The 25,229-nt window shown below is 44.4% G+C and carries 20 protein-coding genes; 10 read left to right on the top strand and 10 right to left on the bottom strand.

The genetic code is table 11. The features are described from left to right. Positions 1-236: 236 nt before the first annotated feature. The gene (locus tag QUA13_RS20985; RefSeq protein ID WP_333201576.1) at positions 237-1,478 is read right to left on the bottom strand and encodes a glycosyltransferase family 2 protein; all 1,242 of its coding nucleotides are present in this window, start codon (positions 1,476-1,478) and stop codon (positions 237-239) included. 639 nt (positions 1,479-2,117) lie between these two features. On the opposite strand from QUA13_RS20985, the gene QUA13_RS20980 reads away from it, so the two are divergent. Beyond that, positions 2,118-4,619: a protein kinase domain-containing protein gene (locus QUA13_RS20980; protein WP_333201574.1), complete on the top strand. Its 2,502-nt coding sequence runs from the start codon at positions 2,118-2,120 to the stop codon at positions 4,617-4,619. A 99-nt stretch (positions 4,620-4,718) separates the two neighbouring features. Here the strand turns inward: QUA13_RS20980 and QUA13_RS20975 are convergent, their stop codons facing one another. After that, the gene (locus QUA13_RS20975; RefSeq protein WP_333201572.1) at positions 4,719-6,131 is read right to left on the bottom strand and encodes a hypothetical protein; all 1,413 of its coding nucleotides are present in this window, start codon (positions 6,129-6,131) and stop codon (positions 4,719-4,721) included. Between the two features lie 77 nt (positions 6,132-6,208). Between QUA13_RS20975 and QUA13_RS20970 the strand changes: the two genes are divergently transcribed. Beyond that, entirely contained in the window at positions 6,209-7,237 is a 1,029-nt protein-coding gene (locus tag QUA13_RS20970; protein ID WP_333201570.1) for a hypothetical protein, read from the top strand. Between the two features lie 339 nt (positions 7,238-7,576). Here QUA13_RS20970 and QUA13_RS20965 read toward each other — a convergent pair whose 3' ends face one another. Next, entirely contained in the window at positions 7,577-7,894 is a 318-nt protein-coding gene (locus QUA13_RS20965) for a TMEM14 family protein (RefSeq protein WP_333185710.1), read from the bottom strand. A gap of 126 nt (positions 7,895-8,020) precedes the next feature. On the opposite strand from QUA13_RS20965, the gene QUA13_RS20960 reads away from it, so the two are divergent. From QUA13_RS20960 to QUA13_RS20945, 4 genes are all read left to right on the top strand, one after another. Continuing rightward, complete coding sequence (locus tag QUA13_RS20960; protein ID WP_333201568.1) at positions 8,021-9,325, top strand: ATP-binding protein; 1,305 nt, start codon at positions 8,021-8,023, stop codon at positions 9,323-9,325. A 238-nt stretch (positions 9,326-9,563) separates the two neighbouring features. Continuing rightward, positions 9,564-10,010 (top strand): tellurite resistance TerB family protein, encoded by a 447-nt coding sequence (locus QUA13_RS20955; RefSeq protein ID WP_172188498.1) that lies wholly within the window; start codon positions 9,564-9,566, stop codon positions 10,008-10,010. Positions 10,011-10,163: 153 nt separating this feature from the next. Beyond that, entirely contained in the window at positions 10,164-10,577 is a 414-nt protein-coding gene (locus QUA13_RS20950) for a thioesterase family protein (RefSeq protein WP_333201566.1), read from the top strand. A 238-nt stretch (positions 10,578-10,815) separates the two neighbouring features. Then, positions 10,816-11,787, top strand: a complete 972-nt coding sequence (locus tag QUA13_RS20945) for a putative 2-dehydropantoate 2-reductase (protein ID WP_333201564.1) — start codon at positions 10,816-10,818, stop codon at positions 11,785-11,787. A 94-nt stretch (positions 11,788-11,881) separates the two neighbouring features. On the opposite strand, the gene QUA13_RS20940 is transcribed toward QUA13_RS20945, so the two are convergent. The 4 genes from QUA13_RS20940 to menA form a co-directional block, all read right to left on the bottom strand. Further along, a complete protein-coding gene (locus tag QUA13_RS20940; RefSeq protein WP_333201562.1) occupies positions 11,882-13,315 on the bottom strand; it encodes a 2-succinylbenzoate--CoA ligase in 1,434 nt (477 codons plus the stop codon). Between the two features lie 76 nt (positions 13,316-13,391). Continuing rightward, positions 13,392-14,507 carry an o-succinylbenzoate synthase gene (locus QUA13_RS20935; RefSeq protein ID WP_333201560.1) on the bottom strand — a complete coding sequence of 372 codons (1,116 nt, stop codon included), beginning with the start codon at positions 14,505-14,507 and terminating at the stop codon, positions 13,392-13,394. 11 nt (positions 14,508-14,518) lie between these two features. After that, positions 14,519-15,322, bottom strand: coding sequence for a 2-succinyl-6-hydroxy-2,4-cyclohexadiene-1-carboxylate synthase (gene menH / locus QUA13_RS20930; RefSeq protein WP_333201559.1), 804 nt, complete (start codon positions 15,320-15,322; stop codon positions 14,519-14,521). A 124-nt stretch (positions 15,323-15,446) separates the two neighbouring features. Continuing rightward, positions 15,447-16,343: a 2-carboxy-1,4-naphthoquinone phytyltransferase gene (menA, locus tag QUA13_RS20925; protein ID WP_333185729.1), complete on the bottom strand. Its 897-nt coding sequence runs from the start codon at positions 16,341-16,343 to the stop codon at positions 15,447-15,449. Between the two features lie 383 nt (positions 16,344-16,726). On the opposite strand from menA, the gene QUA13_RS20920 reads away from it, so the two are divergent. Continuing rightward, the gene (locus tag QUA13_RS20920; RefSeq protein ID WP_333201557.1) at positions 16,727-18,160 is read left to right on the top strand and encodes an isochorismate synthase; all 1,434 of its coding nucleotides are present in this window, start codon (positions 16,727-16,729) and stop codon (positions 18,158-18,160) included. A gap of 52 nt (positions 18,161-18,212) precedes the next feature. On the opposite strand, the gene QUA13_RS20915 is transcribed toward QUA13_RS20920, so the two are convergent. Next, the gene (locus tag QUA13_RS20915; RefSeq protein ID WP_333201555.1) at positions 18,213-18,512 is read right to left on the bottom strand and encodes an antibiotic biosynthesis monooxygenase; all 300 of its coding nucleotides are present in this window, start codon (positions 18,510-18,512) and stop codon (positions 18,213-18,215) included. Between the two features lie 73 nt (positions 18,513-18,585). Here QUA13_RS20915 and menD point away from each other — a divergent pair, with 73 nt between their 5' ends. Further along, positions 18,586-20,490 carry a 2-succinyl-5-enolpyruvyl-6-hydroxy-3-cyclohexene-1-carboxylic-acid synthase gene (gene menD, locus QUA13_RS20910; protein WP_333201553.1) on the top strand — a complete coding sequence of 635 codons (1,905 nt, stop codon included), beginning with the start codon at positions 18,586-18,588 and terminating at the stop codon, positions 20,488-20,490. Positions 20,491-20,534: 44 nt separating this feature from the next. Here menD and grxC read toward each other — a convergent pair whose 3' ends face one another. Continuing rightward, positions 20,535-20,849 carry a glutaredoxin 3 gene (gene grxC / locus QUA13_RS20905; protein WP_333201551.1) on the bottom strand — a complete coding sequence of 105 codons (315 nt, stop codon included), beginning with the start codon at positions 20,847-20,849 and terminating at the stop codon, positions 20,535-20,537. 264 nt (positions 20,850-21,113) lie between these two features. On the opposite strand from grxC, the gene QUA13_RS20900 reads away from it, so the two are divergent. Then, positions 21,114-21,329, top strand: a complete 216-nt coding sequence (locus tag QUA13_RS20900) for a hypothetical protein (protein ID WP_333201578.1) — start codon at positions 21,114-21,116, stop codon at positions 21,327-21,329. 185 nt (positions 21,330-21,514) lie between these two features. Here the strand turns inward: QUA13_RS20900 and QUA13_RS20895 are convergent, their stop codons facing one another. Then, positions 21,515-22,363 (bottom strand): WYL domain-containing protein, encoded by an 849-nt coding sequence (locus QUA13_RS20895; RefSeq protein WP_333201549.1) that lies wholly within the window; start codon positions 22,361-22,363, stop codon positions 21,515-21,517. A 161-nt stretch (positions 22,364-22,524) separates the two neighbouring features. Here QUA13_RS20895 and QUA13_RS20890 point away from each other — a divergent pair, with 161 nt between their 5' ends. Then, complete coding sequence (locus QUA13_RS20890; protein WP_333201547.1) at positions 22,525-25,215, top strand: CRISPR-associated protein Csc3; 2,691 nt, start codon at positions 22,525-22,527, stop codon at positions 25,213-25,215. Positions 25,216-25,229 lie beyond the last annotated feature (14 nt).

Raw genomic sequence — 25,229 nt, 5'->3', positions numbered from 1 at the left:
ATAGTGAACTCACGTCACCGTCATCTTTCTACAGCAAGGCTTCTAAACCAGGCTCAGCACTCACCTTGACAGGGCTGGGTGCGCATTGCGCACCCTAAATTGAGAAGTTTTGGGTAAGTCCTAGCAATTACTCTAATCACCCCGTCAAAATCAACTGTTAATACGGGTAAGGTGCGGTGTGGGTGGAGTCCTACATATAGAGGTTATACAGAATTTTGGTAGCAAAAACAATGGGATTAACTCTTAATTTGCAAAATTCTACCGCGCCAAGTCCATCCCCAACCGGTTTCAGTTTTAATCGCAGAACCGATCGCGATCGCCGCCACTAACCCACCTCCCAAACCTCCCAACCACCAGTATTTCGTCGGACAGTCAGAAATCTCGGCACCCAAGCGGCGCAAATTGTAATGCTGCCAAATTACGATTACGGATAAACAAATAGTTAACAAGGTAATTGGCAATTGGTAATTGGTAATTGGTAATTGGTAATTGCTAATTGCCAGAATTTCTGCGAAGTCCCCGTTGGCCAGCAAAATAGCTAATGCCAACCACGGCATAGGATAAAGAAATAACATAATTGCAGCCATGTAAACCATCAAGCCCCAACTGCGGTTAGCGCCGAGATACAGATTCTTTGTCCAGCCTTCCCACAAGGCGTTCCAAGATCGATACATCCGCACGGATGCCAAATTTGACCCGGAATAAAGTCCGAGCTTTAAAGCCGCACGTTTGATGCGTCTAGCTAGTTCCACATCTTCCACAATTTCGCCGGCAACTGCTTCGTGACCGCCGATTTTTTCGTAGGCCGATCGCCTAAATAGCATAAACGGGCCGCCCGCAAAAGCGCTGTCTGTTGTCGGCTCGTTGACTGCGGTGAAGTCGTAGCAAACTGCTAGGTGATTGAACATTATCGGCTGCACCAACCACTCGGCAAAACACTCACAAACCAGCGCTGGCATACAGGTTAGCAAGTCTATTTTCTCGGTTTCTGCTGTGGCGATAGCGGTTTCGATCGCCCCTGGTTTGAGTCGCACGTCGGCATCGATAAATAATAAGAAGTCTCCGGTTGCTACCTGAACAGCTTGGGTGCAGGCCCAGTTTTTGCCCGCCCAATATTGGCTCGCAGGTCGCGGCTGACCTGCTAATATTTTAAGGCGGGGGTCGTTGAGCTGCTGTTGCAGGGTTTGCCCGATCGCTAGCGTGTCATCTGTCGATCGATCGTCTACAATCAAAACCTCTAAGTTGTCCACAGACAGGGGTGTACTCTCCAAAATGGCGATCGCGCAATCCCGAATATTCTCCGCTTCGTTGTATGCTGGTACGATTACCGAAACTTTGGGGAACTGCGCGGCCCGCCCAGGTGAGAGCCTCGCTGAAATTCTGTCGGTTCGAGGCGCATTTTTGACCGATCGGCGCAAATTCTTAGTGTAAGCTCTACTTACTATGAGAGAAAAGATTAGCAGGGTTAACAATATCAAAGCGAACTGACCTCAAAATTTTGGTGCACAATTTGTCTCCTTAAATATTAAAAAATATTAAAACAAAAAGTTAGCCGATCGCCCGGAAAGTTATTTTGACCGAAAGCATCCAGGATACAAGCCCCCGGATTCATCCGTGGGGTCAATGCTTCAATCTAAAATCTAAAATCTAAAATCTAAAATCGATTGACCGCCTCTTTTGCTATAATTTGTGAGCATCTTTCGGCTCGCCCGCAGCGAGGGGCAAGACCCCTCATCCGGTCAGCGACCGAAAAGCCGAGGATAGATATCAGTTGTCAGAGGAGATTGCAATGGGCGAATTTTTTACAGTCGATGTGTTGGCGAACACGATAGCGATACTCGGCGCTTTGGGTTTTTTCTTTTTGGGATATCAAGCTTTGCAGATGTTGAAAAAATAAAGTATTTAGTAAATAAAGCCGAGTTTGCAGTGGCGGTCGCATCAACTTAAATTCTTGTGAGGTGGGCATCCGGCCCGCCAAAATATGCAATTTAAATCGATCGCAGCGATACATAGAGAGAAAGTAAAGAGCGAGGCTGCGAAGGGTAAAAATAGCAATTCCTGCCGGCAGTGCAACTGTTTCTTGCGAAAATCAACCAAAAAAAGGCTGCGTTATTATCATGGTGAGCCAACTTTTAGATGGACGCTATCAAATCATTGAAGTCATAGAAACAGGAGAATTTGGACAAACCTATCTGGCCAAAGATATTCGCCGTCCGGGAGAACCGCAGTGCTTTGTCAAGCACTTGCGTCCCGGTACCACCGAACCGAAATTAATTAATACTACGCGCCGTCTTTTTCAAAAAGAAGCAGAAGTTCTAGAAAAGCTCGGTCAACACGACCAAATCCCTCAGTTATTCGCTTATTTTGAAGAAAATGAAGAATTTTTCTTAGTTGAATCCTTTGTTGCCGGTCACTCGCTATCAACCGAGATAGTACCGGGCAAACCTCTAACAGAAGAAAAAATGATTTCTTTGCTGAAGGAACTGTTAGAAATTTTAGTGTTTGTACACGGACAGGGAGTAATTCACCGAGATATTAAACCGGCAAATTTAATCCGCCGCTATTCAGACAATAAGTTAGTTTTGATCGATTTTGGGTCGGTGAAAGAAATTCACATCGCTCAAAGGCAAGCGCCGGTAACTGTGCGGATTGGCACGCTGGAATATATGCCGATCGAACAATTTCAATACAACCCGCAACTCAACAGCGATATCTACGCTTTGGGAATGATTGGCATCCAAGCAATGACGGGTTTGCCGGCTTACGATTTGCCGAAACTGCGGGATTTGAAAAATTCTAATAAAGGCGAAATTGTTTGGCGGCATTTAGCCACGTGTTCCCAAGCGCTGGCCGATGTTTTGGATAATATGGTGCGCTACGATTTTCGGGAGAGATACCAGTCGGCGGCGGAAGCTTTAGCCGATTTGAGGAAAATTGGCGATCGCTCTCGGGCGCGGATTCCCAAGCTTACAATATATCGCGAAGAAGTCGATCGGCGCAGCAGCAGCCGCGGTGACATTACAGTCGTCGGTCGTAGAATATTAGATGAACTGCGCGTCAGTTTGGAATTGCTGCCAGAAGAAGCAGAGGCGATCGAAGATGAGGTATTGAACCCTTACCGGAAATACAGGGAAAAAGGCGAACGCTACGAACAATCACTGCAAGAAGCAATGCAGCAAGAATATCCCTTTTCTCTGGAAACTCGCGACGAGTTAAAACGCTTGCAGCAAGTTTTAGGGCTTACCGACGAAGATGCCGCGAAAATCGAAGAATTAGTCATTCCTAAATCTTTATTCGCTAAATTGTACAAGGCGATATCCACAGTTTTGGAGGGACACCGCAACCCCAATCCCCCACCAGCAAGCAGCGCCCCTCAACCCGAATTGCAGGCAAGTCCGGCGGTATCCCCGCAGCTAAACCTGAACGGAAAAACCGATTTGTCGATCGCCCCGACCGCAGCGCTTGTCCCCAAAGAAACTCGCAAATTCAATCCTTATCTCGCCGGAGCAACAATTGCGGCTCTCTTCGCTGCGATCGGCGGAATTTACGGATATCTCAAGTTGCAAGAATGGCAGCAGCAAGTCCAGAAAGAATCTCAACAACTCAATCAAATTGAAGCTCTTTATAAAGCCAGCAATTATGAAGGCTGCATCAGCCAAATACCAACAATTGCCGGCACTTCCAGCAGCTATGCGTCCGCTCAGGAGTTACAGGAACAGTGCCAAGCAGGCTTGCAGTGGAAGAACGCCAAAGTCAAAAATTTCGCTCAGCATTCAGATGCCGTTGGGTCTGTTGCTTTCAGTCCAGACGGCTTAATGTTAGCCAGCGGTTCTAAAGACAAAACCATCCAAATTTGGGATTTAGCTACAGGTAAGTCGATCCGCACTTTTCCAGGAGATTCCTCTACTATTTGGTCGGTTGCTTTTGACTCAAAGGGTACGAAACTGGCTACTGGAACCGGTTTTTGGCGAGTCATGCTGTGGGATTTGAAAACAGGGCAAGTGATTCGCAGTCTCGACCACACTGCTTCTGTTTGGTCTGTCGCTCTCAGCCCCGACGGACAGCTTGTGGCTAGCGGCAGCGGAGACACAACCACGAAGATTTCGGATGCAGCAACTGGCAATGTGATTCAGAATTTGCCCGACCATACAGATTTTGTTTATTCTGTTGCTTTCACTCCAGATGGCAAAAGTTTGGTTAGCGCTTCTAAGGATAAAAAAATTACAATTGTTGATGTAGCAACAGGGGCGTTGCTCAAAACTATTGAGGGACACGGCGAGCCCGTGAGGTCGATTGCTGTTAGCCCGGACGGCAAGACAATTGTTAGCGGTTCCTACGATGAAACTATTAAAATCTGGAATATCGAAACCGGAGATTTAATTCGCTCTATCAACGGACATTCTGACGATATTGTCTCGGTTGCTATCAGCCCGGACGGGAAGTTTATTGCGAGCGGGAGCAAGGATAAAACTATTAAAATTTGGGATTTTGCAACCGGAGAATTGCTGAATACTTTGACCGGACATTCCGATGAAGTTTATGTGGTGGCTTTTAGTCCCGACGGCAAAACTATTGCTAGCGGTTCTAAAGACCATACTATTAAGTTGTGGCTGAGGTAATACCATTTTAGATTTTAGATTGGAATGACTTACTGCATAATGGTTGGGAACTTCCCTACAGTTGCATCCGAGGAACTGGTGTAATTAGTCATTTGTCATTTAATTGCTGTAATTCAGCTCGTTTTTTAAGGTTTGGGGAAAGTGCCAATAAGGCGTTTCTACTTCGTCCTCAGTTGGATAATTTTCAGTTGAGTTCTCTCGGATTTGAAAAAAGTAGTAGAGGTTAGCCACAGTTAAATCGGATATTTCTTGCCAATTCGAGGCAGCTAAAGCTTGATAGCCAGTAGCGATCGCCTGCTGGCTGACATAAAATTCGTATCTCCGGCGGATTTCCGGCGACACAGCGAAGGTTAGCTGGTCGCGCAAGGATAGAAAGTGAGACTTTTGCTTTAAAGTTTCATAAAGTGAAGGTTCCGCAGCTAATACCGCGAATGTAGTGTGCAAGCTGCTTTTTAAACTATCGCCGCTGAGTTTATCTAAACTAGCTAACTGGTGCTGCTCTTTTGAAGACAAAGTTTGCATCCAATCAACCTCATTTTGCCAAAATTTTATTACACTTAAATCATGACCGAGAATCCTAGTAACTTCGGGAAATAAAAAATCTAGTTCGGGTTCCGATTGACATCGTTTAACAACAGTTAGAAGATCTTGACGAATTTTTGATTGGAGTTCCAGCAGGCGATCGCTCACCATATCGTAGGCCCGCTGCAAGTGAAACGTGACGCCTATCGCCTGCTCGATCGCCCAAACACATTCCATTTGCCTGAGCTGTCCGGCAGAACACAGCCCCTCCAACAAACTGGGATTGTCATAAATTTTTAAAGCCTCAAACAGCATATCCCGCCCGGTATTAATTTCGGAATTCCGAAGTTTAAGATCGGGTACTGTCAGGGCTGACTGACAGCGTTTGATAGCTTGAGAAAAAATATCGTAACCGTTAACCACTTTCTGGCGGTGCATTTCAAAACTAGAGTCGTGAGCCACCTTAAAAATCTGCTGAATTACCTCTACCCCCCTATCTTTGAGGATGTGTCTGAGATCGATAAACCCGTCTTTAATTTTTAGCTTCTGGTGCTTTGCTTCTTCTCGGATTTTTAATACTTGGTTGAGGTTTACTGCTGACAAAACTGTACTCGATACAGCGCCAATACCAATGACAGCAGCAGTCGCTTGCATCACTGCCAAATTAATTTTCAGACAGTTAAGCATTCTGTATATTTTTTGAAACCCCTGATGAGTTTGAGCAACCTGCAACGGCGCTACTGTAACGTACACGGGAGCTACCAGCGGCTGTATGGGGCCACCTCCGGCTAACTGTGCGAGCAATCCTAGAACTCCGCGATCTGATCTAGTTTCAGTTGTTGATTGATAAAAGATTTTTGCGATCTCCACAAACTCCCCTGTCACCGGATCTCTAGCTGCGGGGAGCAATTTTCCTGTTTTGGCAGCAGGCTGTACGAGGTTGCCACTATTGAGTCGTGCCTGAGTTGCAGGGGTGAATAGATAATCCATGTTGTGACTCAGTTTGCATTCAAAAAGGCAGATGTTCTGTATTGTATGCTGTTTAGGGAAACGAGGGATGAAAGGAAATGAATGAGTATCTCAAGGCATTCCAGGCTATTACCCAGTTTAGCGATAGATTGTTGGCAGACGAATATCAATCCGTGGAGATTAAACAGTCAGCTACCCACCTCAGCTTAGATGTGGAACCTTGTATTGAGGAAATTAAGCAATCTGCCCTCAGACTCAAGGGGTTACTTCAGGTATGTTTCAAAGATGTATCTCAGGCTGAGGATGTCTGGAATAGCAAGCCGAGAATTGCTGGAGCATCTCCGGTTGATGTCTGGGAGCAAATTGGCGAACTAAGCGGATGCGATGTGAGAATTCGCAGTTTAGGAAAACAGGGCAAATATGATGCTGTTGTTAAAGTTCGCAAATCGTGGAGCGACAAGGCTACAAAGTTAAAAAATCAGTGGTTTTTGTGGGATAAAAACTATCAAGTCTTTCAAAGAGATATTATCGGTTTTTTTGAAAAAGATAATTTGCACAAAGAGTTACGGAATGAAGTTGATTACCAGGCAGAGCGAGTGATTTTAATTATGGAGAATGAACTTAATTTGATTTTTAAAGAATTACAATCTATTGATATAGAAAAATTTGAATTTTGTATTGAATGCTTCGACATCAAAAGTCAAGCGCGATTTAGAGAGCGACTGCAATCAATAGGCAGCGAGATTGTGTCGAAGTTTACGGAGCCACTGAAATATTTGCCTGATTCTTATATGAAGACTTTTAAAGAAACGCTGAAAGAACCTGTAGAAATTCTGGTTCATAAAAGCAAGATGGGAATCAGTTTGGTCGATTTTGAAGAGTCCTGTAAAGTGATTGGGTCAATTATGGATAATTTAATTTTAGAAATTTTTGATGAGCGCATGAAACTGGCAATTCAAACTGTTGAAAAAGCGATGAGGTTCTACAATGATTTTTTAGAGAAGCAGGTGCGGTACCAGCAAGAAACAGCCCAACAGCGATCGGTGGAAAAAGATTGGATTGAATACCAACGGGAGCAACTTAGGGAAGTTCAGCAGTATATTGAAGCCGTAATTAGTAATTGGTAATTGGTAATTGGTAATAGAGGGTGATACCAAATCCGGCTTTAATGCTCCCTTTATTCTTAAGTTCGCGCACCATCCGAACTTCGTTTGTGTAGTGGCAGTTTCAACCGCCGACTCTTATATCTATTTTACCAATTATTAAAAATCGCATAAACCCGCCCCGGACACGGCAAGGCCGTATCCTTACAGATGCTCGCGTACAATCTATATGTCTCCCTACTTTTTAGAATTGGTATAAGTGGTGGAGATAAAAAAGCTTAGACTTTAGTTGAAGCTCCCAGTAAAAGCTGTGAAGTCAATCTAAAATCTAAAATCTAAACTCTCCCATCTCAAATCTCAAATTTATTGACCGCTGATTTCGTAAACGATCGCGCCAAAAGACGCTAAGCTAGCTAAAATTAGCATTCCTGCCGGCATGAATTTTTGAGTTTTAACAAGGCGTACAATAAAGACTATTACTAAAACAGCGGAGATGGCTGCTGCTAATGTTAAACCCCAACTTTGTCCCATGAGTTGTGCGGTGCCGGCAAAAATTAGCAGCGAACCGCTAATCAGGCCCGAAATGAGCGAGGCTTGGCTTTTGGCCTTGATATAACCCATGATGCCGCCAACCAGTGTTAAAATGCCGTAGCCGATCGCTGCTGCTGTACCCAAATTCATTTTTAATCCTCCAGATTTCACTCTTTGCATCTAAATTTATACAGCGCAGCCTGCAATTAGTGTCACGAATTGTTAGAAAATTTATTAAACCCAGTCAGGATATCTAACTGTTATACAATTGCCATTATGTCAGCCCTAACTTCTGGTGCGATCGCCCAAATTCGTTACGTCCAGCGCCAAGCAGCATCCCTGCTGCTGTATCAATCGGTTTTCAAAAGCCCTGCTGGTCAAGCCTTTCTCGACTTGCTGCAAGCCCTCCACCACAGCGAAGTCAGCGGTTTAGACAGTCTTACAGCTTACGGCAACTGGTTCAAAGTTCAGGCTGCTAAAAATCTGAACTGGAAAGATTCTCTGATTTCCGAAATTCTCAAAAACGAAAACCCCTTTTCTCGCCGAGCTCAGGAAACAGATTTTGCGAGTTTGCCCCCCGCCTTGGTGGAAGCAGCGCGACACGATTTACAAGTGCTGCAAAATATTTACGACTGCAGCAGCGATCAGTTAAGCAAGTGGGTGCGGGTAGCGGGTCAACTTGACGCTGTGCCTCCAATTTGGCATTCAGAAAGTGTCAAAGAAAAGGGCGATTTGCCGCTGCAAGGAAAACTGGAAAAATGGTCGAGCGCTACGGAATCTTTGGCAGCTTATTACCGACAGTTTGGCACGGGTTTGTTTGCAGAATATCGCGCTTTTGCGTGGCGGGGAGGGCAGTTGGCGAGTATTTCGCATCCCGATCGCATAACTTTAAAAGAGTTGGTTTGCTGCGATTGGCAGCGGGATGCTCTGGTGAAAAATACGGAGTTTTTGCTGGCAGGTTATCCGGCTTTGCACGTCTTGCTGTACGGGAGCCGCGGTTCGGGCAAGTCTTCTTTGGTGAAGTCGCTGTTAAATGAATTTGGCTCTCGCAATCTGCGCTTGATTGAAGTATCTAAATCCGACTTGCAAGATTTGCCGCTAATTGTTGAGCAGTTGCGGGGAGTTCCTCAAAAGTTTATTATTTTTGTGGACGACCTTTCCTTTGAGGAAGATGATGATGCTTTTAAAGCTCTGAAAGTTGTCTTAGAGGGGAATGTAACTGCTCGCTCTCAAAATGTGGTAGTTTACGCAACATCTAACCGCAGGCATTTAATTCGAGAGTTTTTTGACGACAGGCCTCGCCCCCGCGACGGGGATGAAGTTCACGCTTGGGATACTGTGCAGGAAAAACTTTCATTTAGCGATCGGTTTGGCTTGACTTTAACTTTTGAACCTGCCGATCAAAACACTTATTTAACAATTGTCCGACATCTGGCAGAACTTGCTGGAATCAAACTCGCTGCTAAGGATTTGGAACACCGCGCTAAAGAATGGGCAACTCGCCGCAACGGGCGATCGGGCAGGACTGCGCGGCAGTTTGTTGATTTCCTGAAAGCAGATTTAGCCCTTGTTGGCAAGTAGATTGTCGGCGCTGGCAGGGCGGGTTTTACCTGAGATATGGCAAGGCAATTCACGATCTAAATAAACCCGCCATTGCAGCGCCAAAGGGCGAAAGAAAAATTCTTAATTTTTTCATAATTTTATTGATAATAAATAACTAACAAAATTTGATATAATTATCAAAATCCCCAAAGAAACCTCCAGAGCCAGAACCCATCCTGACTCCATAAATCGACCACTAAATAATGAGGAAAGTATCATGGGTTTATTTGATAAAGTATCGCAGACTCGCCAAGAAACGGACGTAAGGTTAGGGCCTGCCGAAGCATTTGCGGCGATCGCGCTAATTGCCGTAGCAGCCGACGGTTACATCAATGACAGCGAAAGTAAAGCGATTAGCATGACGCTATCTCGGATGCAACTCTTCCGCAGCTATCCCGATGACGTGATGAGAAAAATGCTCGATCGCCTGCTGATGATTCTGCAACGGCAAGGAGTTGAGGTACTGTTTAATGCTGCTTTGGCAACGCTTCCCGACGAACTTAAAGAAACAGTTTTTGCTGTGACAACTGATATCGCTTTAGCAGATGGCGAGGTTTCAGAAGAAGAAGAACAACTTTTGAACGATCTTTACAGTGCATTGGGGCTTTCCGAAGATATTGCCCTCAAGATTATAGATGTGATGTTGATTAAGAACAAAGGTTAAGAAAGAAGGAGAAGGAGTGAGGAGGGCGAGTTTTACAATAGAAAAAATTAGCGCCTACTTACTTAGCTGATAACTTCTCCAAAAGTGCGGGTTTAGGGATATGATGGTTGGTAAAATTCAGATCCATTTTGCGATCGCCCGCTACTACCTCAAATGTCTTTCACTTACACCCGCACTGTTCGCTTTCAAGATACCGATGCTGCTGGAGTCGTTTACTTTGCTAACGTTTTAGCGATGTGCCACGAAGCTTACGAGGCATCTCTAGCAGCATCGGGAATCAATCTCAAAGCATTTTTCACAAATCCCGAGGTTGCCTTTCCCATAATTCATGCTAGTGTAGATTTTTATCGCCCCATGTTTGCGGGCGATCGGCTGATGATTCAATTGACGCCGAAACAAGTTACTGGCGATGAATTTGAAATTACCTATCAAGTATTTTCTGAGGAAGTGGCAGGAAGAAGCGCTGCTAAAGCTCTTACTAAGCACGTCTGCATCGATGCAGTTAGCCGAACTAGAAAACAGCTATCTGAAGACTTGATGCAGTGGATGAGTAAATTTGAAAGTTGAGATTTCAGATTAGTTTTATCGTTAAATAATAGCAGGGAATGACAGTCAGTCGATTTTAGATTTTAGATTTTAGATTTTAGATTTTAGATTTTAGATTTACTTGCAGCATTGAATCTGGGAGTTTCAACTTTGGTCTAAAATTTTGGACCGATCGCGACTTAAGTACGTGGCACGGTATCCGTTTTTGAGCGGGTCTAATTTCTTTTAGGTTGAGAATTTTTTCGGAGTTTTTGATAGTATGTCAAATCGCAATTATGCCATTGTCGGCACGGGAGCTTTAGGGGGATTCTACGGTGGTAGACTGCAACAAGCAGGTTTAGAAGTCAATTTTTTGCTGCGCAGCGATTACGATCGCGTCAAAAAACACGGTTTGATTGTCGAGTCTCCCGAAGGCGACTTCACCCTCCCCCACGTCCGCGCCTACCACGACGCGCACAAAATGCCTCAGTGCGACGTAGTAATTCTAGCGCTGAAAACTACTCAAAATCACTTGTTGCCCAAAATTTTGCCTCCTTTATTAAAGGATAACGGCGCGGTTTTAGTATTGCAAAACGGATTGAATACGGAACCGGAAGTAGCTAAAATTGTCGGTGCAGAACGAGTGGTTGGCGGGCTGTGTTTTCTCTGTTCTTATAAAGTTGGGCCAGGTCACATCTGCCACCTAGATTACGGTACGATCACGCTGGGCGAATATGCCCAAGACTACAAAGCAATTGGTATTACTGATAGATTGCACCAAATTGCTAAGGATTTTAAACGCGCTGACATTCCTATTAAAATGAGCGAAGATTTGCTATTATCAAGGTGGAAAAAGCTGGTTTGGAATATTCCTTATAACGGGCTGTCTGTAGTTTTGGATGCGAGAACTGACCAACTGATGGCTAATCCCGATACTCGGATTTTAGTCGAGGAAATCATGGGGGAAGTGATAGCCGGAGCCAAAAGTTGCGATCGTATTATTCCCGATGACTTTATCCCACAGATGCTCGAATACACTGAGAAAATGAAGCCTTACCGCACGAGCATGAAAATCGATTATGATGAATCGCGACCCCTGGAAGTTGAGGCGATTTTTGGTAATCCGATACGGGTGGCTGAACAAGCAGGTATTAAGTTGGGGCAAATAGAGGTACTTTACCGAATGTTGAAGTTTGTGGACGTTCAAAGACAAGAAGCAGAGAGGACGAGAAGGCTGTTAGGTTTGTCGTAATTAGTCAGTTGACTGTTGACTGTTGACTGTTGTCAGGAGTCGGAAATAAGCATGAGAAATTCAGCCTTGTGCATTGATTGCGATCGCCTAATAATTATTGATATTTGAGCGCAATTTCTTGCAATTGTTCTCGATTGACTTTGCCTTGAGAATTGCGCGGCAATTGTTCGACGATTACCCAATATTTCGGCCGCTTAAACTTGCTTAACTTATCTTCTATTGCCGCTTGCAGATTTTTGATAGTAACTTCGGGACTAGCGGGAACGTATATAGCTGTAACGATTTGACCCCACTCTTTGTCGGGCAAGCCAATTACAGCAATATCCGCCACTAAATTAGTCGATCGCACCACGGCTTCGACTTCCGCCGGAAATACATTTTCTCCGCCTGTGATAATTTTGTCGCTGCTGCGTCCGACGATATTTAAGTAGTTATTTTTATCAAAAAATCCCACATCGTCTAATTGGAAGGATTGGCGATCGCCAAAATTTTTAGGATAATAACCCAACGCCAAAGATTTAGCATTTACCACAATATTTCCGATTTGATTATCGCACAAAATTTCGCCATTGGCACTGCGAATAGTTATGTTAGCGTGCGGTAAAATTTTACCGGAACTGTTATTGCCAGCGAGAAAATCTTGGGGTTTTAGTGTAGCAATTTGCGAGGCGGTTTCGGTCATGCCGTAACTGGGCGCTAATTTTATTTGATAGTTTCTAGCTGTTTCTAAAAGTTCCTGCCAAGCGGGAGCACCGCCCAAAAGTACGGCACGAAACCGTCCCAGCCAATTAGCTGTATCTGGGTTTTGCAGCAGCCGCTGCAGTTGAGTTGGAACTAAAGAAATGAAAAATTCTTCGGGTTCGATATCGCATTTTTTGCCTGCTTCCAGTGCTTTGAACGACCCAATTTCCAGTTTGCCAGCAGTGGTAAACGATCGCATGAATTGCATTAAACCGCTGACGTGGTATAATGGCAAAACGCAGAAAGAGTTGATTTTGTCAACTTGAAAATATTGTTGAAAGCCTTGTACTGATGCGGTTAGTGTTTCCCAAGTGTGGATGGCAAAACGGATTTTTCCTGAAGAACCGCCGGTGGGAATCATAATCGTATCAGAACCGCTTTTAGTCGGCGAATGGAATTCGGGCGAATGGAATTCGCGGCTATACAAACGAAGTCCGCCTTCGCGGACTGGGATATGGGGACTGGTGGGAAGCGGGTATTGTCCCCAAATTAAGTCGGGTTGGACTAAATCAAAGACTTGTTGCCATTCTGGTTTTACCCAGTTGGGATTGCACAGAAAAATCGGGCATTTGGCGGCGCGGGCGGCGATGAAGCTGGCAAGAAATTGCACGGGTTCGGGTTCTGCGAGGCAAATTTTTGGGGGTGTTCTTTGTGGGGGATTTTGGGTAATTTCTTGAAATAGCCGATCGACAATTCGGGTAAATTCGCGAATGTCACAACCTATCAACCAATTATCGGGCAAGCCAGATGCGATATCCAGAATATTTACTGTTAGATTTGTTGGCATAGATGCTTTCACCAAGTTTCTCGATTCAAAACAATTACCTAACCTGCTTGATTTAGTCGTGGGAGAAATCTAAAATCTAAAATCTAAAATCTAAAATCGAATGATTGTCATCGAACCAGCAATCCGTGCCGAAGCCCAGTGCTCTCTTATTTAAAGACAATTTTGTTGCTAGGTTTAATGCTGCTTGTCTGCCGATTTCGGTTTCAAATACTGATGAAAAAACTGCGTCTATATTGTGAGTTTGACAAAATTTTCGCAGTTGGGATGGGGAACCAGCAATCGCAGGTTTAATGACGAAAATTCCCCGCCAGCCTTGGCTGTAGCACTCTTGAATGCGATCGAGGTTGGCAGCAGATTCATCTAGGGCGATCGCAGTTGCATAAATAGCATTCAATTCTACCATTTCCTGAAACTGTGTTACGGGCAGCGGCTGTTCCAAAAATTCAATGTCTGCGGAAAAATCGGGAGTTGCTTTTACCTTGTCGCAAGCTTCCAGCCATGTTTTAGCCTGCGAGTAACTGAGTCCCCCGTTGGCATCTAACCGCAAAAATGCCGATTCTCGATCGCACAAATTGTGCATTGCTTGGATTAGCTGCTGAAAAATTTTTAATTCTTGTTCAATTGCAGCAACACCTATTTTCCATTTAAACGTGCGATAGCCCTCTAACCAAAGCACTTGCAAAGCCTGTAAAGCTATTTCACCTGCTGGCAATAAACCGCTGAACCGATTTTTTTCTTCCTCATTCCCAACCTCTCTCCATTGGTGACCACTTAAGACTGAACCCGCAATCAATGTCGATTTTAGGCGAAGTCTAGATCCCCCTAAATCCCCCTTAATAAGGGGGACTTTGAGAATATTTCTTGTCCCCCCCTTATTAAGGGGGGTTAGGGGGGATCTAGAGTTTGATAGTGCTGACTCAAAGCCAAATTGACAAGCCGGCAATTCAGCGGAAATAGCAAAAATCATCTCTGATGAAATATTACCTGGCAACTGGTGACAAAAATCTAAAGCTTGCTCAAAACTTTCGGAACCAAACCAACTCAAAGGGGCAATTTCTCCCCAACCAATTTGATTATTTTCGCCAACAAGTCGCAGGATAATTCCTTCACGAATATCCCAGATGCCGTGACTTGTTTGCAGTGGACGCTTAAACTTTCGCTGATAAGTGCGAAACTCGAATTGATAAAGCATTTGTTTTTTAGCTAATCATAAAATTGTCTCACAACTGCGACAAACGTATCAATATTTTCAAAATGGATATTGTGACCAGCTTTTGGTACAATTTCCAGAGTAGCGGCCGGACACAAGCTGGCCATTTCGGTATTTATAGTTATAAATTTATCATCATCAGCTCCCGCTAGCAAAAGGATGGGAATTTGATTTTGTGCCAGTTTTTCCCAGAGAGATGGCTGGTTGCCGGTTCCCATGTTGCGGAGGGATTTGGCTAATTCTAAGGGATTGTTTGCTAAGCGGGTTTCTATGAGTTTGTCGAATTGGGGAGAGTTTTTTAAAGATTTGAATAAAGGGCGATCGTACCAGTTTAATAAAAAATCTTTAATGTTGCTATTTTCCAGCTTTTGTGCTAGCTGTAAATCGGCTTCCAGGCGGCGCGAACGCTCTTTTTCTGTCTTCAATCCTGGCGAAGCAGACTCTAACACTACTTTCTCGAATCTTTCAGGAAAATGTAATGTCATGTAAAGTGCCAATCGCCCGCCCATTGAATAGCCCAATAACAAACATTTGTCTATTTGTAAATCATCTAATAACTGTATCAATGCTTGGGCTGTATTTGGCATATTGTAGCAACTTTCGTCGCCGATTACTTTTTTGGTTCCTCCGTGACCTGGAAGGTCAACTGCTAGACAGCAATATTTTTTAGATAGTAATGAAATGACGCTACTAAAGTCTTGACTGCTCCCCGTGAATCCATGCAAAAATAGAATTGTCTGCTGATTATTGTTGCCACTTAAGGAATAGTGAAAGTTATAATTATTAAATTTGTCCATATACAAATATACGATTCAATCTGAGGTACGAATTACTAAATTAAAGAAATTTTTGAGAAGTCACCCAACTCCCTTAACTTAGCAAACCATACCTCCATTTTACCGAAATTCTCGATCGCCCGATCTACAAAACAAACCCCAACGCCAGCAGCAATCCGCTCGAAAAATGCAGCGTAACTGCGATAAACTTAGAGTTGCTGACCTTTCCCGGTTGGTCGTGATAGTCTGTGACATGGCGGCAAAGGTCGATCGCAAATGACACACTCCCAAAAATCAACAGCGTCCAAATTGGGAACATTCCCAAAGCCACAAATAGCACAGTCAAAGCATAAACGCTGCCGCACAACCACTGCAACAACTGAGCACCTTTTTTCGTACCGAGTCGAACAATCGGCGATTTTTTGCCGGCCGCCAAATCGTCCTCAACTTGGTGAAAATGGGAACAAAATAAGATGATACTCGTAGTAATTCCCACGATTGCCGAAGCCGCAAAATTAGTTGCAGACCAAGTTTGAGTTTGACTGTAATAAGCAGCGGCGAAGGCTAGCGGCCCAAAGGTGAAAAAGCAGATGATTTCCCCTAAACCCTGATAGCCAAGACGAAACGGAGGCCCTTGATAAGTGTAGCCGAGAGCACAGCACAAAACTACCAGCAAAATTACTGTTGGGTCTTTTTGCCACCAGCTTATGGCGCAGATTCCCGACACTCCGACTGCTAAAAACAGATTAGCCAGCCCGAAAATTAAAGCTTTATTTCCGGTTAAATTAACTAGGGAATGTGCTTTGTTTTTATCGATTCCTGTTTCCGAATCAAATACATCATTGCTGAGATTCAGCCATGCTATAATCAAAATGGCTGAAATTAAAAAGGTCGAAAAAATTGACGAATTAATCGTTTGATTTTCGGCAAAAGCAATTGCAGTTCCAACTGAAATAGGAATCACCGCAACGCTGTACATGGGCGGCTTGATTGCCGCCAGCCACAATTTACTATTTGGACGTTCAATTAACTTTGTTGTCATTACACAAACTTGATTCAATTGATAGCAGCGTAGTAATTTTACAATTTTATTGGTCAAGAAAGTCTACTCTGCATCGGGTTGAGTGCGCGGGGGGCATCCGTTGAGAGGCTTTGCGGGCGATCGCACGCCCGGTAATGCCCGTGTGCAAACCTCTGGGGGTCGATCGCATGAGAGTCGAGATTTAGTCGCTCAATCTTAAAGTTTTGTGTCTAAATGTTTCGATCGATCGCCCGACGGTCGGTTTTTTTCCCCAACAGAGCCCAAACAGGGAGGGAAACTTAAAAGGTCGTGTTTTGCGATCGCCCTGCCGTGCTTAGATCGAAATAGGGGTTTTAGCCGGACAAACCCACACTCTATCTGACAAATCTGCTATTCTCGCTTTCATGACAGTAATACCGCACCGCGCTAATCTCTTGCAAGACCGCAATCAACTGCATCAGTTTCTGTTAAATTGCCAGCAGTCTTTAGCTGAAAAAGATCGCACAAAAATAGTTAGTATTTCTCAGGAAATTTACCCCCTCGATCCGCTAGCTGTACTGCAAGAGATTTCCGAACCTTGTCAGCGGCACTTTTACTTTGAAAAAAGAAACCCAATTGTCGGCAAAAGTTTTGCGATCGCAGCCCTTGATTCGGCAATCCATCTCACAGTAGCAGGAACCGATCGGTTTGCCTTAGCTCAAAATTTTATTCGTTCAACACTTGCCAATACAATTACCATTGGTGCGGAACGCTTGCCATTTAGCGGGCCTCACTTTTTTTGTAGTTTTGCTTTTTTTGATGAGAACCTTGCCCCTAATTCTTACTTTCCGCCCGCCACCATATTTTTACCCAAATGGCAAGTTACCAGACAGAAAGATAGCTGCATTATCGTCGCCAATGCCGTAATAGAAAAAGATATAAACATTAAAAACATCGCTGAAAATATTTGGCAAACCTTCGATCGAATAGAATCTCACAAATACCATAAACTAACTACTGCGATCGACAGTTCGATATCTTTGAAACAAATCCCAGTCAATGATGCCAGTCAATTTAAAACATCAGTCAAGTCGGCTTTAGAATTGATAGCCTCTAAATATTTTAGTAAAATTGTTTTATCCCAAGCAATCAATGTAATTTCTAAAACCCCTTTCAGTTTAATAGATTCATTAAACAACTTGCGCCTCAGCTATCCAGATTGCTATGTATTTTCAACCAGTAACGGCAAAGGACAAAATTTTATCGGTGCCAGTCCAGAACGTTTAATTAGCATTCACAAAAATCAGTTATTAACAGATGCTTTAGCAGGTTCAGCACCGAGAGGAAAAACTGAGGCGGGAGATGCGAAATTAGCCCACGGATTGCTAGAAAGCGAGAAAGATATTCGAGAACATCAAGTTGTGATTGACTTTATTGTCGATCGCTTGTCAAAACTCGGCATAACTCCCAATTTTTCCCCAGTACCCAGACTGCTGCAACTATCAAACATTCAGCATTTGTGGACACCCATAACTGCTCAAATCCCCCCTGATATTCATTTATTAAAGATTTTAGCTCAACTGCATCCAACCCCAGCGGTAGCGGGCGTGCCGAGAGATATTGCCCTAGAACAAATTCGCCGCTGCGAAAGCTGCGATCGCTCTTTGTACGCAGCACCCCTGGGCTGGATCGATCGCAGGGGAAACGGCGAATTTGCCGTCGGCATTCGATCGGCTTTAATCGATGGCGATCGGGCGATACTTTATGCTGGTGCCGGTATTGTGGCGGGTTCCGAACCTGAGAAAGAACTAGCAGAAATTCAGCTCAAATTGCAGCCACTTTTAAATGCTTTAGTCTAATTCAGCTAATTGGCAGAATGTAGAGTTGTCTAGCTAATTGATTGAGTCTGTGTTAATGTTTAATTTTCACTTCCTCAAAATGTTCTACTATGGGAAAAGGATTGTAAAAATGGTGAAGCATTCTTTTCCACTCTTGATATTCAGCGGAATTCCTAAATTTAATTGTATGAGCTTCTAAATTTTCCCATCTCACCAATAAGAGATATTTTCCTTGAACTTCTGTGCAGCGATGAAGTTCGTGAGATAAATATCCATCTATAGACGCTATCAGACTGGAGGCTTCTCTAAAAGCTATCTCAAAATCACCCTCACAGCCAGATTTGACATTCAGCACAACCGCCTCAAGAATCATAAAAATGTATCCTGACAATTATTTCGGTATAATATCGTAGCACAATACAGAGTTGAGCTACTCAGATTTAGCAATGCCAATAGATTTTCGCAACACAAATACCGTCTGGGCTTCCGTATTAGCAGAGACATTGCAACGACTGGGATTAACTACAGCCGTGATTTGTCCCGGTTCGCGATCGGCACCGCTAACAATAGCTTTTGCTCAAAACAAAAAAATAGAAACTATTCCCATACTCGACGAACGTTCAGCAAGTTTTTTTGCATTAGGAACCGCCCAAAAATCATATTTGCCAACAGCACTAATTTGTACGTCGGGAACCGCAGCCGCCAACTTTTATCCTGCGATAATAGAAGCCAGAGAAAGTCGAATTCCGCTGCTAATATTCACCGCCGATCGACCTCCCGAACTGCGCGACTGTCACGCCGGACAAGCGATCGACCAAGTGAAAATATACGGCAATTATCCGAACTGGCAAGCCGAATTAGCGATACCTTCTGCGTCCATAGGAATGCTAGACTATCTGCGGCAGACGATCGTGTATGCTTGGGAGCGATCGCAATTTCCAACACCAGGCCCCGTCCACCTCAACATCCCGTTTCGCGACCCACTTGTACCCGTTCCAGACATAGCTGTAGAAGTTTTAGAAACACAATTCAATCCCGAAGAATTCTTTGCAGGATTAGAACCCATTTTCGCAGGAGAAAGCTCTACCCCCCCCAGCCCCCCCTTGTTAAGGGGGGGAGAAGAAAGTACAATGCAACAATGGCAAAAGTGCGATCGAGGGATAATTATTGCAGGCGTTGCACAGCCTCAATTTGCCGAAAAATACTGTAGTGCGATCGCCCAAATTTCTAAATCCTTAAACTGGCCAGTTTTAGCAGAAGGACTATCCCCAGTCAGAAACTACGCCCAACTAAACCCCCATCTAATTTCCACCTACGATTTAATCCTGCGAAACCGCGAACTAGCAGATAAATTAACCCCAGAAATCGCCATTCAAATCGGAGACTTGCCCACAAGTAAAGAACTGCGAAACTGGCTAGATAAAACCCAACCCAAACGCTACATAATCGACCCCAGCCACCACAACTTCGATCCGCTACACGGCAAAACAATTCACCTACGAACCTCCGTAGAAAATCTCGCAACTATATTAACTCTTGTCCCCCCCCTTAACAAGGGGGGGTTAGGGGGGGTTCTAACCACTGCTACCACTAATATATCCCCTCAAATCCCCCCCCTTAACAAGGGTGAATCAACTCTTGTCCCCCCCCTTAGCAAGGGGGGGTTAGGGGGGGTTCTAACCTCTCCCTCAAACAAATACCTCCAACTTTGGCGCAACACCGAAATCCAAGTCAGACAAACAATAGACCAAAAAATATCAGCAATTAACAACATAATCGAGCCCAAAGTTTCCTGGCTGCTTTCCCAAATTTTGCCACCAGCAACACCGATATTTATTGCCAACAGTATGCCCGTCAGAGATGTAGAGTTTTTCTGGAAGCCGAACAATTTAGAAATAAAGCCGTTTTTCAATCGCGGCGCTAACGGTATAGACGGCACATTGTCAACAGCTTTGGGAGTTGCTCACCGCAATCAAAGCAGCATCATCCTAACAGGTGATTTAACTCTTTTGCACGATACAAACGGTTTTTTAATTAAAAATAAATTTGTTGGTCATCTGACAATCATATTAATTAATAACAACGGTGGGGGAATTTTTGAAATGTTACCAGTTGCCAAATTTGACCCGCCCTTTGAAGATTTTTTTGCCACGCCGCAGGATATCAATTTTGCTCAGTTGTGTGCAACTTACGGCGTGGAACACGAGGTAATTGAGGATTGGGAACACTTCAAACAAAAATTAATTTCGCTGCCAAATAGCGGGATTCGCGTCTTAGAAGTGCAAACAGACAGGCGCGCCGATGCTAAATGGCGGCAAGATAATCTAAGTAAATTTGCCAAAGATTTGTAAATTTGTAGGTTGAGCAGTTGGAACGAAACCCAACCTACACTAATTTAAACTGCTGGTTGAGCTAGCAGCGGATCTAACTGTCCTTCTCCATCGAGTTTGTGAATGTCATCGCAGCCGCCTACGTGTTGGTTATTAATGAAAATTTGGGGTACGCTGCGGCGTCCGTTAGCGCGATCGGCCATTGCTTTTCTAGCGGCTTCGTCGCCATCAATTTTGTATTCCGTGAAATTTACGCCTTTCCACCACAGCAAAGTTTTGGCGCGGATGCAGTAGGGACAGGTTTGCCAAGTATAGATTTCAACATTGGCTTTGATGCGAGCGGGCTTGCGGCCCAAGATGGGATTGAGAAAATCAAGCATTTTCGGTACAGGGGTAAAAATTAAACTGGTTGGGGGATTAACCATCATTTTAGCGAAATGCCGTCAGCCCCACGTCCTACCCAAAAATCGGCGCGGGATGGAATTGCCCGTGGCAATCTATGGCCCTGTGACGCAAGTCACAACTTTACTCTACTCGGATCACTTGCTTTCACCCTAGAGAATCACATTCGCGGCCTCATTAATATCACCGATCTTTTGAGGAAACCAGAAGATGATAAATATATCGAATTCAACCGCACTGCCATGCACCCCGTACAACTCCTCCCCGGCGCTATCTCTGAAATCCTCGCTTCTGTAACCGATACAGGCGTTTTGACTCTGGCGGATCGCTACGGTTTGATGGCCGCCACCTTCGATGACTCTCTGAATGATGAAGAGAGAGGCTGCGTCAACCGCTTGTTGCGGGCGGTGCTCAGAGGCCGAGTGAAAGTGGTCAACGAACTTTCAGCAGCATTCTAATCGGGATTTGAAGTTTTGTTCTGAAGGCAAGGTGAGTCAGCGGTAGATAAAAATAGTGGAAACTCAGGCAGGAGTTGAAACAGCGGTAATTTTAATTCGATTTAAAGTTTTCTCCTCTAACTCAACAACGGTTTATTTGTCAAAGCAGCCTTTACAGGCTGCTTTTTTTTGATCTAATCGCGGATTTAGAGGTTGTACTGGCGGCAGAGGTCGATCAGTTCTTGTTGGAAGCGATCGCGCACATTGTGGGGCGACACAATAACGCAATCTTTGCCGTACCGAAAGACTTCTCGAATCAGCCAGAAGGGATTAGAGACGCGCCGCACTACTTGACGGACATCTCCGATGACTTCATTACTGATATCTCTGAGTCTGGCTTCGTAGGCTGTCACCATCCCACGATAAAAGTGTAAGTACACTTTTAAATAATCTAGGCCTTGTTGTCTCCACTGTCCGTCTGTTGGCACGATCGCCTGAATGCGATCGAACCGCAGACAGCGATTGTGGATGAGTTCTGGATAATCGGGATTTTTGATGTCTTCGGTCTCTTCGCACCAAATTTCCAGGTAAAAGCGCTTTTCTTGAAAGGAAATCTCGGCATAGCGGGCTGTATAAGCTAAATCCTCTCCTTTGGGATTGCGGTACAGGACAAGAAAGGGTTGCTGTTTATCGATCTGCGCTTCGGCTTGAATGCGCGACGCTACGGTAGGTTTGCTCACCTGTTGCAGCAGCGATTGACGCAGGGGGGCTTCCAGATTTCCTCGCTCTATCAGTAGATTTGACACAGCTTGAGCTTGTGCTGCGTATTTTGAGTCGAGGAGAAGCCTGATGGCTTGCTGCAAAGCTGCCACTTGGGTGGAGTTGAGGGTGAAGGGTTCACCAACTTCTAACTTGTGCTGGGCGATCGCCACCAATAACCCAGATACACTGGGGGATTTGCCCCAAAAGATACCGAGGCGAAGGGCGATCGCCTCTAGCTGTTCCTTGGTTTCCGGCGGAACTGAAAGGGTGAGTGCTTCTTTTTTTCGCGACATTTTCTATATTACACTTGCACTTATTTAAATACGTGCTATATTGATTTTATTGTAAATAGTAATAGCTTGCACACCCCGAAAGTACAATCATTGCACTTACAGAAGTTGTTGGCAACTCAAAAGCTTGTCCCAAGCAGGAAATTTTACATGAGGAATCGATCGTGTCAAACCAGCGCCGACTTTTGAACCGTCCTCCCAAAACCTTAGAAGAACGGTATTTCAGCGAAATTCGACCCCAGCTTTACGAACGTCACGCAGCCCATCACCAGTACGGCGTCAGGGAAGGGACAACCCTTGCAGAACATCTTGACTCGGCCTGTCAGTTGATGTTGACAGTCAGCCGCATCGGGGGAGTCCCCGAAGACAAGCGACCTGTACTGCTAGCAGCAACGGCCGTTCACGACCTCAACAAATTAGATTCCCAAGAACGGAATGTCAAAACTTTAGCCAGAAATCGAACTTTCTTGCAAGAACAGTTAGAAAAAGCTTGCGTACTCAGCTTTGTTGTCACAGAAAATGACTTTGAATTAGCCAGAAAGTTGATAGAACGCCACTCAGGTCACAACCGCAGCGATGCGGCGATATTTTTACCCGAAGATCCGGCGATCGATCGCTGGGCCGCAATGTTAACAGGGGCGGATTTATTCGATTTAGGAATTCCCGAATCCGAACGTTTTCGGAAAGTTCAAACAGAATTAACCGTTGCCTTTAATCGTCCCAGTAAACTTTTTCGAGTGCGGGTATCTGAAGACAGAGGTTACATCACAGCTTTGTTACTTGGGGCTTGCGAAGAAGTTTTGCAAAAATACGGGTTGACGACCTTAGCAATTTTTCCAGATGGAGAACTGTTTGAAGGAGAAAACTTACCAGCAGTTGATTTAACAGCGGAGATAGCTGCTTGTTGGCAAGAAAAAATTGACCTAGTTTTTGGCAATAATATCGAACGGTTGGTACGAGCCACCAAAGATGGGATTAAAATTGCTCAATCAGCTATCCAGCAAAATGTTGAGGAAGTGCTGCTAAATGTGCAGGCTTTATTGGAAAAGAAAAAAGCTGGATTCAAGGCAGATAAAATCAATAAAGATATTGCCAAGTGGGGCGATACTGCGGGCGCAAGTGCCGTGGATAACGCAGCAGCCGTTGGTTTGCTGCCCGTTGGCAATGCAGAAGAATTTGCGATCGCCGAAGGATTGAAAACTGCTTATCTCAGCTATCGAGAAGCAGGAATTAATCCGAAAGAAGTTTGGGACAAAATTGCAGCTTGTGTTGGCATTTCACAACAGCAAAGAGCAGCAATTGAACCCTTTAACGGACAATACGGGCGACCTTTATTTGCAGCCAAAGCCGCTCAAAAAGGATTAGAGGGCATTCTAGAAGCACTGCGCGAATCTTTCCAACTGAGAAAAGAAAGCACGCACAAACCAGAGGCATCTGAGGCTTCAGAAGAAATAGTCGCAGCAGTTGCCAAAACTTTGAGTTTGCCGATCGCAATTCAATGGAACGGAATTGACGAACTGAATGCTTATATAGAAGCAAATCCTCGCAAACGCTGTTCTCTTGGGTCTACTTTCAGCGAAACAGACGACTTAGTTTCTGGCAATATGCCCCCCGGTACAAAAGTTCAAGTTTTCTCAAATCGCTTACCGGGTGGAAGCAGTGCAGAACCAAAAAGGCAAGCAGACTCAATGGCCGCCTTGGCTTATCAGTTAATGGCTATCGGGGCAAATTTTCCGGCTGCTAATAAAAAAGACCCCATCTATTTGCACCTAGCATTACCGAAAGGTTCTTCTCCAGAATTACTGAGAATTTGGCGAGAACATTTAAAACAACTAGCCGCTACAAATGCTGAAGGCGGTACAGTAACAGTTGACGAGTTTAAGCTGTACAAAGACAATATTCTGGAATTTAAAGCTAACAAAGTTGTAGGAATTGCCTTTCCCAAACGTCCAGAATTTATCCATGCAACTGTTACCGAAGCCATAGTTTGGGGAGATGCTAATGCTTCTGTTGCTTTGCTCAAGTCACTGCGACTAGCTTTAGAACTATCTTTGTCTTTAGAATTTGGCTTTCCCTTCACCCTCAGCAGCAACTTAGAAGTAGAAATATCATTAGATATTTACGGGCGAGTAGAGGGAATTCCGGCTGCACTCCAAACTTTGCTAGGAAGCGGACAATACAGCCGTGAAGAAGCCGAGAAAATTCTCAAGCGGCTGCGCTGTATCGGCCAACTAGCGATCGCAGTTGCCAGCATTCAGAAAGCCGATGATTGTTTGTACGATTTAGCCCGTGCAGCAGCACAACCTTTTGACCTTTATTATGTGCTGCTGCGTTGGACTTTGCGAGAACAAGATGAACCTAATCTGAGTGTAATTTGGAGTCGCATTCGCGAGCCGTTGAATAGTTTACTGGAGAGTCTTATGCCCAATGAAAATGCACTTTTAACCCAATATCTCAAAGAAGCCGCTCAAATTGCTGCCACCGCTAAAATTTGGGGAAGTTCTTTTAAGCGCACAGCCCAAGCCGAACCTTTTACAGCTTTTACTTCCGCCATCCGTTCCCAAAAAGCTCATTTGGATTTGGATGTAATTTTTGCCGCTTTGGTACAGCAATATCATACTCGGCTCGATCGCATCCGCGAACATGGAGTAGGGAACACTAAGTACGAGCAAATCAAAGCATACTATGGGGTTTTGAGAAAGCTGTACAAAGAGGTTTACAACGAGCGCGCTGATAAGCTTTTGACAGATCAAAAAACCCTAGAAGCAGCTTATTTATTTTTCTTAGAAGATGCTCGTCGTTCGCTCAAAATAGAGTTAGAAAATGATTCTGTTGAAACCACCAAATCTGTCTAATTAATTAGGAGGTT

The organism is Microcoleus sp. S28C3 (genome assembly GCF_036700785.1).
Classification (GTDB): domain Bacteria; phylum Cyanobacteriota; class Cyanobacteriia; order Cyanobacteriales; family Microcoleaceae; genus Microcoleus; species Microcoleus asticus.
The sequence above is the reverse complement of the archived record's forward strand: the minus strand, read 5'-3'. Positions and strand labels throughout refer to the sequence as shown.

What these genes read in the sequence shown, in the direction of transcription:
- QUA13_RS20955 (WP_172188498.1), top strand. Translation starts at nt 9,564, where the DNA reads ATGGGTTTATTTGATAAAGTATCGCAGACTCGCCAAGAAACGGACGTA.
- QUA13_RS20980 (WP_333201574.1), top strand. Translation starts at nt 2,118, where the DNA reads ATGGTGAGCCAACTTTTAGATGGACGCTATCAAATCATTGAAGTCATA.
- menD (WP_333201553.1), top strand. Translation starts at nt 18,586, where the DNA reads ATGCCAATAGATTTTCGCAACACAAATACCGTCTGGGCTTCCGTATTA.
- QUA13_RS20950 (WP_333201566.1), top strand. Translation starts at nt 10,164, where the DNA reads ATGTCTTTCACTTACACCCGCACTGTTCGCTTTCAAGATACCGATGCT.
- QUA13_RS20965 (WP_333185710.1), bottom strand. Translation starts at nt 7,894, where the DNA reads ATGAATTTGGGTACAGCAGCAGCGATCGGCTACGGCATTTTAACACTG.
- QUA13_RS20895 (WP_333201549.1), bottom strand. Translation starts at nt 22,363, where the DNA reads ATGTCGCGAAAAAAAGAAGCACTCACCCTTTCAGTTCCGCCGGAAACC.
- menH (WP_333201559.1), bottom strand. Translation starts at nt 15,322, where the DNA reads ATGGACAAATTTAATAATTATAACTTTCACTATTCCTTAAGTGGCAAC.
- QUA13_RS20915 (WP_333201555.1), bottom strand. Translation starts at nt 18,512, where the DNA reads ATGATTCTTGAGGCGGTTGTGCTGAATGTCAAATCTGGCTGTGAGGGT.
- QUA13_RS20945 (WP_333201564.1), top strand. Translation starts at nt 10,816, where the DNA reads ATGTCAAATCGCAATTATGCCATTGTCGGCACGGGAGCTTTAGGGGGA.
- QUA13_RS20970 (WP_333201570.1), top strand. Translation starts at nt 6,209, where the DNA reads ATGAATGAGTATCTCAAGGCATTCCAGGCTATTACCCAGTTTAGCGAT.
- QUA13_RS20920 (WP_333201557.1), top strand. Translation starts at nt 16,727, where the DNA reads ATGACAGTAATACCGCACCGCGCTAATCTCTTGCAAGACCGCAATCAA.
- menA (WP_333185729.1), bottom strand. Translation starts at nt 16,343, where the DNA reads ATGACAACAAAGTTAATTGAACGTCCAAATAGTAAATTGTGGCTGGCG.
- QUA13_RS20935 (WP_333201560.1), bottom strand. Translation starts at nt 14,507, where the DNA reads ATGCTTTATCAATTCGAGTTTCGCACTTATCAGCGAAAGTTTAAGCGT.
- QUA13_RS20940 (WP_333201562.1), bottom strand. Translation starts at nt 13,315, where the DNA reads ATGCCAACAAATCTAACAGTAAATATTCTGGATATCGCATCTGGCTTG.
- QUA13_RS20975 (WP_333201572.1), bottom strand. Translation starts at nt 6,131, where the DNA reads ATGGATTATCTATTCACCCCTGCAACTCAGGCACGACTCAATAGTGGC.
- QUA13_RS20900 (WP_333201578.1), top strand. Translation starts at nt 21,114, where the DNA reads ATGCACCCCGTACAACTCCTCCCCGGCGCTATCTCTGAAATCCTCGCT.
- QUA13_RS20960 (WP_333201568.1), top strand. Translation starts at nt 8,021, where the DNA reads ATGTCAGCCCTAACTTCTGGTGCGATCGCCCAAATTCGTTACGTCCAG.
- grxC (WP_333201551.1), bottom strand. Translation starts at nt 20,849, where the DNA reads ATGCTTGATTTTCTCAATCCCATCTTGGGCCGCAAGCCCGCTCGCATC.